Source organism: bacterium (genome assembly GCA_012517375.1).
In the GTDB taxonomy this organism is placed as follows: Bacteria; Hydrothermota; Tepidihabitantia; order B3-TA06; family B3-TA06; genus JAAYVC01.
Genome location: JAAYVC010000070.1, coordinates 26,996 through 37,013, shown reverse-complemented (window position 1 = coordinate 37,013; position 10,018 = coordinate 26,996). Strand labels below are relative to the sequence as shown.

8 protein-coding genes are annotated in these 10,018 nt (G+C 51.1%); 4 read left to right on the top strand and 4 right to left on the bottom strand.

Features of this window, described 5'->3' with window-relative positions; translation table 11 throughout:
• The 3 genes from GX441_07675 to GX441_07665 all read left to right on the top strand — a co-directional run.
• Positions 1 to 171 (top strand): hypothetical protein (locus GX441_07675; protein NLI98521.1); only part of this gene is annotated, 171 nt, incomplete at its 5' end.
• A 248-nt stretch (positions 172 to 419) separates the two neighbouring features.
• Entirely contained in the window at positions 420 to 1,742 is a 1,323-nt protein-coding gene (locus GX441_07670; protein ID NLI98520.1) for a M20/M25/M40 family metallo-hydrolase, read from the top strand.
• Between the two features lie 119 nt (positions 1,743 to 1,861).
• Positions 1,862 to 2,185 (top strand): hypothetical protein, encoded by a 324-nt coding sequence (locus GX441_07665; protein ID NLI98519.1) that lies wholly within the window; start codon positions 1,862 to 1,864, stop codon positions 2,183 to 2,185.
• 64 nt (positions 2,186 to 2,249) lie between these two features.
• On the opposite strand, the gene GX441_07660 is transcribed toward GX441_07665, so the two are convergent.
• From GX441_07660 to GX441_07645, 4 genes are all read right to left on the bottom strand, one after another.
• Complete coding sequence (locus GX441_07660; protein ID NLI98518.1) at positions 2,250 to 4,466, bottom strand: hypothetical protein; 2,217 nt, start codon at positions 4,464 to 4,466, stop codon at positions 2,250 to 2,252.
• Positions 4,467 to 4,546: 80 nt separating this feature from the next.
• Positions 4,547 to 6,214, bottom strand: a complete 1,668-nt coding sequence (locus GX441_07655; GenBank protein ID NLI98517.1) for a hypothetical protein — start codon at positions 6,212 to 6,214, stop codon at positions 4,547 to 4,549.
• Positions 6,211 to 6,768, bottom strand: coding sequence for a hypothetical protein (locus GX441_07650; GenBank protein NLI98516.1), 558 nt, complete (start codon positions 6,766 to 6,768; stop codon positions 6,211 to 6,213). The genes GX441_07655 and GX441_07650 overlap by 4 nt, the downstream gene beginning before the upstream one ends.
• 124 nt (positions 6,769 to 6,892) lie before the next feature.
• Positions 6,893 to 9,145, bottom strand: coding sequence for a hypothetical protein (locus GX441_07645; GenBank protein NLI98515.1), 2,253 nt, complete (start codon positions 9,143 to 9,145; stop codon positions 6,893 to 6,895).
• A 359-nt stretch (positions 9,146 to 9,504) separates the two neighbouring features.
• On the opposite strand from GX441_07645, the gene GX441_07640 reads away from it, so the two are divergent.
• Positions 9,505 to 9,885, top strand: coding sequence for a hypothetical protein (locus GX441_07640; GenBank protein NLI98514.1), 381 nt, complete (start codon positions 9,505 to 9,507; stop codon positions 9,883 to 9,885).
• Positions 9,886 to 10,018 lie beyond the last annotated feature (133 nt).

Here is a 10,018-nt window from a genome sequence, read left to right as displayed (position 1 = left end):
GACAGGAAAGAGGAGGAAGTTGTCATCGAGCTGATTGCAGCCGAGGGAATGGGGTTCGCCTTTATCGTTCCATCGGGTTATGAACCGGGGTCTCGTACGCCTCGACCGCTTGCGAACCGCCGGGCGGAAGTTCACAGCTCCTTGGATACCAGCAGAGGCTTGCGCATCTGATAACATAATATGCTCATCCTTACTGTTTGCAGGAGGTTCATGCTCCCTAGCGTTTTATAAGCAAGCTGGATAAGCGGCCTCTCTCCTTCTTTAGCTCTTTTTTTCTAAGTCTGCTTAAGACCCCCGCTTTCTTTAATACCCTCTTTAACCACTGGTAACTATCTCCTGGTGCACGAACTTTTGCCTGTTGACAAGGCATGAATAGAACCTATCATTCAAGATAAAATACAAAACATCGGAGGCCGGAAGTGCTTATGAGTATTGCATTCGGCGGGCTGGTGATTTTCTGGGCTGGCGCTGTTGAAACAACGTTCGACCCCAAGGTCGATTCGATAATTGAACAGGTATCCACCGATTCTCTTTCTTATTACATAGAGGGCTTGAGCGGAGAGAAGAGCGTTAAAATCGGAGGCAAGAAGGATTCCATTACCACCCGGCATTCCCTCACGGGCGATATAATAAAGGCGACAAACTGGCTGCGGGAGCAGTTTGAACTGAGAGGCGTCGAAGCGCAGCTGCAGCCTTTCATCTCTAGTAAATCATCGCTCGCGGAGCCGAGGCCGCTTCCTATAGGAGTAAGTGAGGCAGAAAGGGCCCTTCTTTTCGAGTCCCTGGAGAATGCTGGCGAGCAGTTCCATTTGAACAACATTGTTGCCACCATCCCGGGAAAGGACGAACAACAGATCATACTTTGCGCGCATTATGACGCCACAAGCGAGATAGAAGGCTCCTATACGCCCGGAGCGGACGACAACGCATCGGGATGTGCGGCAGTGATTGAAGCGGCAAGGATATTCTCCGCCTACCAGTGGCAGCACACGATAAGACTCGTACTCTTTTCAGGCGAGGAGCAGGGTCTTTGGGGATCCGAGTACTATGCAAAGGATGCGGTCCAAAAGAAGGACGACATAATTGCCGTTCTCGATATGGATATGATAGCGTACAACGGCGATGAAAACCCGCAGATGGAGCTGCACTGCTGTCCGTGGATAGACGAGTCCCAGGATATGGGCGATACGCTTTCATCCCTAATGGAGACGTACGGGGTGAATCTTGCGCCCGATATCCACGTATCGGATGCAACCGACCGCAGCGACCACTACTGGTTCTGGCAGCTTCAAATTCCCGCCGTTCTCATGATAGAGGACTTCGAGGATTTTACGCCCTTCTATCACCATATCACCGACAGAATCTCCACCCTCGACAAGGATTTCATGACCGACGCAGTCAAGCTGGCGCTTGCATGGGCTGCAATTAAGGCAGAGGTTCTGCCTGAATCGACCACCGTCATTGCCGAGCAGCCTGAGGTCCCTCTAGATGAGATAATGGTCAACCTCGTTTCACCTTTCGTCAAGTCTCGGTTAAACATAGACTTCCGGTCAAACAACACCCTGACAGTCTTTGTATACGACGCATCCGGACGCAGGGTTAAGTCGCTCGGCATGCTCACTCCTTCGACCACGGATACCAGGTTCTCCTTTGACATCCAAGACCTTTCCTCAGGCGTATACTGGATATCTCTTGAAGGAGCAGGAAAGCGGGTTTCACAAAGATTCGTAGTCGTGCGCTGAAGCTTTTCAAAATCGACCACAAACCCCTTTGCATCATGGCGCAGTTCAATATTCTCTGAATTGGCTTGACAACCTTAAAAAAGGGGCTATATTTAATGTAGGAAAAAACGGAGGATATTGTGGTCTTCTTTGTCGTCGCAACAATCGTTTCTTTCTATCCAGCAATTGAGTATGATCCCCAGGTAGCGCAGATAATAAACTCGGTGTCCGAGGACTCCCTGGTTTCAGTGGCCGCCTCGCTCTCAGGCGGGAAATCCGTAACCATCGATGGAGCGGAGGACTCAATCCCCTGCCGCCACAGCTTACGGCCCTCCTTGCCCTCCTCGCCCCCCTCCCCTGCCGCCGTGCAACTCGATCTCTCCGATCTTCCAGCGGGCGTGTACTGGGTAGCGGTTCAGGGAACCAGGGGGCAGGTTGCTTGTAAGTTTACTTTATTAAGATAGTACCTCTTGGGTCGGTAAAAGGTTAGGGAAGAAGAAGCCAGCCTCGCGGCTGGCTTCACTATCCTCAAAAGCCGAAGGCGAGCTTTAGTTCGATGCTTCTTCGAGGAATAGGCCCCGGAGTCCACGCATCATAGAACGTCCGCGCCCGCTTGTATGCGGCAACCTCCTCTGCTGCAGTAATGTAACCGTCGTGATTGGCGTCCCTTGAGGAGTGATAATCCGCGTTTCCTAGAATCGCCCTTGTCCGGAAATCCTCCTCCGAGGGGTCAGTTCTTCCAACGCTTCCGAAAAGAGGACCCTGCCAGCCGAAGGGATTCAGGAATTCGGCCGTAATCGTAGTCTTGGTCCTGCCCAGTGTAAGTGTACGGCCTGCCGTAATTTCAAGCCATGCCCACCAGGGTGCGACATCCTCTACCTCCTCGTCAGGGAAGCCGGATGCCAGAGCGAAGCCTGGTGAAAGGCGCCATTCTTGCGCCCAGTAAGGGAGCGATGAAGGCGAAGTCAGCTCGGCAACAAGGGTAATCTTGTGCCTTGAATCCGAAGGAAATCTCTCCAGTCTTCCCGCGGTCGAATCCGGCTTAAGAAGTCTTGCGTAATCTGCTGCAACCCCGCTGCTTGTCGATTGAATCGATGAAAATCTATACGCCAGTTTTATTGAAACCCATTCGGAAGAATACCTCACACTGGGGACAGCCGCGAAGGAGACTCCTTTTGTGTCAAGAGAGATGCCTGCAAATGATGTGTTGGTCGAATCGTACATCAACTCGACACCGGGCGCATCATAACTCATGCTTGACAGGAGATTGAGTCCGAAGGTCCAGTTGATTCCGAGATTCTTCGTGGCATTCATCCATGCTCTGAAAGCCCTCTCCGGAGCAGGAGGGTCGGTTGGCAGGAGCAGCAGAGTATCCGCATCGGGTTTTGCTTCCGCGTTCTCAAGAAAATAAAAGAATGGAACCAGTCCCGCCGCGATGTCGGATCCAGCCTCGAGTTCTATCCCGTAGAAAGACGCCCGCGCCTTGACACTGGGCGTGAGAGCGAGACTTATATCCAGTCCGGCCTCGCCAACGATTGTATCCTTTTGCTCTGTCTCAAGATACATGAGGCTCAATCCGGGTTCAATACTGAAATTTCCGAAATGAAGCCTGTCTGCGAAATAGAAATCGCCGTACCTTGGGGAATACTCGTAAGTGTCGAAGATACTGTCGTTGTTGCCGAAATACGAATTGTCTAAAAGAAAATTGTAGACAGTGAACTCAAGAACCGTACGCAACTCGTTGATATCTCCGACCTTTACGTTCAGTTCGCCCTTTGCGCGGTTGGATACCGAAGTCCATGCCTTAACCCGAGGATTCGAGCCTTCGGAATAGAATAACCCTTTGACGCCGAAGGGGTTAGCCGTATTGAGCTCGGCAAAAGGAGGAGTCGTATCCTGCGGCTGGAAACCTGTGAAAAGCCCCAGGTCGGCGTCCTTTCTTCCGCCAATCCAGTTGAAGCCGTTGGAGCCTGAGAGTGTTAAGCGCACGTCAAAAGTTTTCTTGCGGTAGATGAAATCGAACGAGAGCAGATCGGACGTGCAGTACCTGACAGGGGTGGAAAGCTGGTTGAATATCCACTGGGGCGTAAAGATATCACGCTGGGTCTCGGAGCGCAAGAACCTTGCCTTGACAAGTATATCCTCGGATGGTGCAAGAAGCGCAGTTGCGGCGCCTGTATAGGCGCTCATCTGGGTGCGGGTTACGCCTGCTGAACCGTAATCCGGACGCATGTCCCGGAGCATGGCGCATCCGTTCAGGGCTATCGTAAGTTTTTGCCCCAAAGGGACATAGGCGAGTAATTCAGCTTCCCCGTTCCGTCCGTCGGGTAAAAAGAACGGCGAGGAGGCTTCCAGAAAGGCATGGAGCTTGCCGTCCTCATATGCACGAGTCGATAGATTAAGAACCGGCGTTATGGCGCCGGTCTCATTCCCCAATCCCTTGCAACCGAAAAGCATGGAGCGGGGAAGGAAGACGAGTTCGTCCCCTGACTGCGGGTCATAAAGGGGAATACCTTCGAGCTGAAAGCGGTTCTGATCAGGCCGCGAGCCGGCAAAAGAGAGCGTTTCGCCCCTAACTACGAATTCGGGCAACAGCCATGCCGCCCTGAGCCGGGCTAAGGGGTCCAAAGAAACAAGAGCTGCGTGGAGCCTTTGTTCAACAACATCATCGAACCTTAAAGTATCGTCCGCACCTTCAGCCAGAGGCTGGGTTACTAATCCCAGAAAGACCATCAAAGCATTCATGCCTAAAGAATAGGCTGAATGGAATGATTGTCAATACTCTTGAGTATGCCGGCTAGTAATCCTGACAGTTCATCCTGTACTTAATGAACCAGAACGGTCTTTGCGATGCAGGTTTGGGAGCCGTATCTCAGCGTCAAAAAGTACGTACCGGAAGCAAGCGCTGCCGGGTTCAACCCGCAAGAACGTTTGCCCGAAGGCGCGTACCCTTCGTAAAGGGTTTGCACTTTCCGGCCTGAAACGTCCCAGACCTCGAGCCTGATATAGGATGCTGCAGGAATATCATATGTAACAATTTTTGAATCGCTTATGTACAGGAGAGGGTTGCAAACACGCGGCTCAAGAGGCTCCCGCGCTGCTGCGACCGGCACCCCAACGAGATTCATGGCAGGGTCGCCGTAAAGAACGTGCGGATAGCCGTTCAGGAAGAACCACTGCGGCTCCTTTTCTCTAAGCACAGGTCTTGCCTTGCTTACAGCTTCGCCTATAGGTATTCCGTCGTGCGCGAACGCCTTTATATCCTCATAAAACAGACATTCGAAACCGCCGTTAGCGGGCGTGTGCCAACCGCCGGAGTACGATACCCTTGTATGCGCCACAACGGCAACGCTTCCGTAGTTCAATAAAGCCTGAGCGATGCAAACGGGCTTTTCCTCCGGTCTGCCGTTAACGCAGGACATCAAAAATGCCACATTTGGATGCTCACCATTAAGATTCCAGGCATCCCCTGTCGTCAGGCAGTCGAACCACTCCTCTTCGCCGCTTTCGAAGAAACCGTTACCATTTTTGTCGTGAACAATGAAACGGGCGAACGATACAGGCGAGCCGTGGTTGTATTCGACGAAAACGCCTACGTTGTTGTTCTTGAGGGTCGAAACGAGGTTTTCGTGCGTCTCAGGAAGGTCGCAATCGTAGGCAGAGGGCATGTCACCGCCCTTTTCGTAAAGCGTGGTAGTGAGTCCGCGGTCAAGAATTTCGGCATCCTGCAGATACTCCATGAAGATAGCGCCGTCAAGACCTTCACCGTCAGTTGTTTTGTAAAAAGGTATACTTGCCGACGTAACGGCATTCCTTTTATACGCCTGATCGCTTGTTGTTTCAAATTTGCGTATCTTGTCCAGTATGCTTTTTACCTTTGTGGGTTCAGACGTATTTATCCTGCCTACATGGAGCTCCATCTCTAGATCGGGATTATCGACCGTTGGGCCTGAACCGTCAGGGAGAACTTCTCCATAGTATCCGTCACCGTCGGAATCCCATGAGTGGGCATCGTTCCTTGAGAGTTCGCCGTAGTAGATATCGGTCACCCCAGGGTAATACCAGCCCGGGTCCTGGTTGGGATCATTGCCGTATCCGTACATCGTCCTCATGGGGATGTCGTCATTGGAGGCGATTATGAAGAGATACTCGTAATCGGCGGCGTTCTTTCGGAGCCAGTTGCGAATCTGCTCCTCCAGGTCCAGACCCGTTATGCCCGATGCGAGAATCTGCTCCTTTGTCGCAGCCTTCACAAGGTATCCCATGCCTTCGCGCCACTTGATGTAGCCGTCTATGCTCGAAAGCAGGGCGTCCGTGGTCAGGATAAGGATTCCGGGCTGCGCTTGAAGACGCTCTTCGGGCCTGTACCATGTCCGGGCTTGGTTCTTGTTGTATATATTTTCAGGAACGTCGGCGTAAATGCTGCCTTCGGAGATATACCGCTCTATCTCTTCGCGGGCATCCTCCTCTAATGGAGCGTAATGAATCTTCACGCAAAGGTTAGATGCTCGGTAAAGTTTCTTGTCCCCGGGTTATATGCTAACGGGTAGAGAACAACGGTCGCAAGTGAGTACTCTCTCCGGCATCCCGCTGATAAAAGCGTACCCAGCTCCTGCGGGTAGTCAGCGGATGATGAGTAAATATCCTGGATGTTACGCTTGTACATCGACTCGAGAAAGGTGTTTTTTGCACCGTCTATTAACGGTAAAGGCAAAGGCTGAACCTCTAACTCCCACGAACCGTCAAGGATCGTTCTCTCGCCCGTAACCTCAATACTTTTAGTCCGTGTTCCGGGCGGCAAGGCAAACGTATACGCAAGTGTCGGGAGATTGGGGCAGCCGGGCTCGATACCGTAATCGGCACCGTCCATGCTAATTCGGGTTGTACCTCCTCCAACGCTTTCGAATTTGCAGGGCGGAATCTGGAGATAGTAGGTTAGAACACCCTCCGACTTAACCAGAGCAACATCCTCTGCGTTGGTTTTCAGCGGGAAAAAGGTAAAAGCCACACTCAGAAACACCAAGGATAATAAACGTTTTTTTCTCATTATAGTTCTCCTTGGGTTTGCTTACCGGTAAACGGTGAAGCTGTACAGAGTATATAACCTCTTAAAGGTTTGTCAATCAAAAAAAAGGCCGGCAAGGCGCCGGCCCTTAATAAATTCGATAAGATCAGTTAAGAACCACCGTTTTCACGGAACGGGTCATGTTTCCGGCACTAAGGATTATGAAGTAGGGACCGCTCGAGAGTCCGGTTCTGTCCCATTGCAGGGTCTCTACGCCGGCTTTAGCCGTTCCGGAGAAGAGAGTCTCGACCTTGCGTCCGGAAGCGTCCCACACTTCAACTCTTACGCTCATCTCAGCCGGAACGCTGAAGCTTATGCCAAGCTTCGAATCGAACGAGAGCGCTAAGGGAACGGCTTCAGGCTTCGTCTCCGAAACAGAATTAATAGGAGGGAGCTTGCCGTCGCGGCCCATGTGTCTTGCGGCAGGGTCGCCGAAGAGCGTGAATTCATAGCTGTTTACGTATCTGCTCGATCCGTAATCGGTGCCGAAGTACTGGAGTCTTGCTGCATCAACAGCGTCTCCTATCACGTAATTGTATGTTCCTGAATTCTTGAGATAATTATCCAGGAGGTAGGTATAAAGGCTGTTCATACCTCCGCTCGAGGGCGCCGTCCAGCCGTGTCTGCCGAGACCGGAGCGGGTATGAGCGACAACTGCGGCGCTTGAGTAGTTCAGGAGAGCTTGTGCCAGACAGTTGGCGTCCTCCGGATAGCCGTTCAGACACGATAAGAGAAACGCGACGTTCGAGGTCGCCCTGGTCAGGGAGAATGCATCGGATGAAGTGAGCGCGTCAGGCCATAAAAACTCGGCGTCTTCGGGGATGTTGTCTCCGTCGTCCGACGACCATACGCATCGTGCAAAGCTCTTGTTCCATCCGTGGTTGTTCTCGACAAAGATGCCTACGTCCTTATTCTTCAAGGAATTCTTCAAATTGTCCCTGGTCAACGCTACGTCCGGAGTGTAGTTCGATTTTCGCAGGCCTTCCTGCTCGTAAAGGGTCGTGGCGGATGAGGATTTGATTATGCCGTTGTTCATTAAGTATTCCATGTAGAAAGCGCCGTCGAACCCGGATGTGCCTGATCCGTTCCAGTTAGGGAACCAAAGGATTCCTCCAGCCAGAACGGAGGCTTCTTTATACGCCGCAGTCTTGTTGTTTTCAAAGATCCAGATTTTTTCGAGTATCTTCGGAACCAGGGCTGGGTTCGATGTGTTGATGCGTCCGACATGAAGCTCGGCCTCAAGATCCGGAGCGTCCTGCGGGTCGGTCAGCCCGGCAAGGGTAAGTCCTTCGCCGTAATATCCGTCCTGATCCTTATCCCAGCCTTTCTTGTCCTCCTGGGAGAGATCTCCGTAGTATATGTCCGAGGGGATAGGGGCGACAGTAGGATCCGTAGTGCCTCCGTTTATAAAGGGAGAAAGAATCCGCATCGGAATGTCGGCGAAATTGCCGATTATGAACAGGTAGTCGTAGTCGGCGGCGTTGGCCCTCAGCCAGTTGCGAATCTTCTGTGGATCGTCCGCACCTGCGCTTGCCGCAAGTATCTCTTCCTTGGTAACCTGGCCTAAATCAAAACCGGTGCTCTTTCGCCAGTAGATGTAGCGGCTTGTCGTGTCCTTTAAGGCGTTGGTCGTTAGTATAAGCATCCGCGGATTTGCAAGCAGTCTTTCTTCGGGCCTGTACCATATCCTTGCCGCATCCTTGTTGTATACCTCACCTGGAACATCAGAATCAAGGGTTCCTTTGCTGATGAAACGGGAAACGAACTCCTGATGCTCGGGATCGGCCGGAGCGTAGTGAATTTTTATTGTCACATTGCGTGCAGCGGAGAGTTTTTTTGTCAAGGGGTCGTAGGCAAAAGGATGACATGCAACCGTAACCAGCGAATATTCCCGGCGTTCTCCTGAGGCATTCACCTCGCCCATGACGCCGGAAAACCCTTCGGCGCCGGAATAAACACGGGCCTTAATCTCTTCGTAAGTCTTATAAATATCAGTTACTTGCCGATTCGATGCTCCCAGAGGTACGAAAGGCCAGCTTGCCTCTATCTGATACTCGCCTTCCAGTTCGGAACGCACGCCCGAGACCTCAACATTCTCTAGTCTGCTTCCAGGCGGAAGGGCAAACGTATATGTGGGCATGGGCAGACGGGGATAACCCAACTGTTCACGGTAATTAATACCGTCCATCTCGATTCTTGTTTCGCCGTTTGCCAGATGGGTAACGGTAAATGCGGGCATATCAACATTAAAAACAAGCGTTCCTTCGTTAGAGCAAAGCTCTACACCACTGACGGTTGCAGCCGATATTGCTGCCAGGGGAAATAAGACTGCTATAAATAGCGCAAGAGCTTTCTTCATAAAAAGTTCTCCTTCTTTTTTACACGCTTTTCGACCACAATCTCATTGCGTACATTTATCCTTACTTCTGTCTTTCTAGATAAAGACTCTAATCTATTATAGTCCGCACAAAGCCGGAATCAACCCCCCGGCGCTTATATCACTGACGGTATGAGTGCGAGTTCTCCCTTCATTGTCTATCGGTATTTTCAACAGTACGTACCTCAAAACAGGCACAAGGCAGGGAAAGCATACGCTAACTCTATGTTTGTTTAAAGTTGCGAACAGCGCATTTTTTGAGGGAATTGAGCGTCTAAGAACTTGACAGAACAAGATTTGCTCCTATAATGAGCGCCGATAGAACATTCCGGAGGTAGTGAATGATAGAAGTAGAATGCCCTACATGCGAGACACGTTTCGTGGTGCCTGGAAAAAGGGAGCTGGGAGATAAAGTAGAGTGTCCGAGTTGCGGAGAGCTGTTAAGGATAACTTCCCTTGAACCTCTTGAAGTCGATTACTGGGATGACGAGGAGGAGGAAGAAGAGGAAGAAGAACAGGCTCCAGAGACGGAAGAGATAGATGATTCCACGGAAATCATCGAAGAGGAATTCGTTCGGGAAGTCAATATAGAAGACGAAGAGAATGAATCCTTCGAGCTGCCTGAAAGGAGTCCTCTATTTGACGATTACGATGAGGTTGAGGAGGAGGATGATGAATGGGAAGAAGAAGCCCCTGATGACGGGGAAGAAGAGGAACGTTAACAGAATTCCGTGTAACAGATGAGAATTAATACAGACTAAAGACCCGGATAATGCGGGTGGTTTTTTAGATACATCTACACTTAAAAAAGAATGCGACTTGACATATAATAGCGATAATGCTAGAATAGCTCCT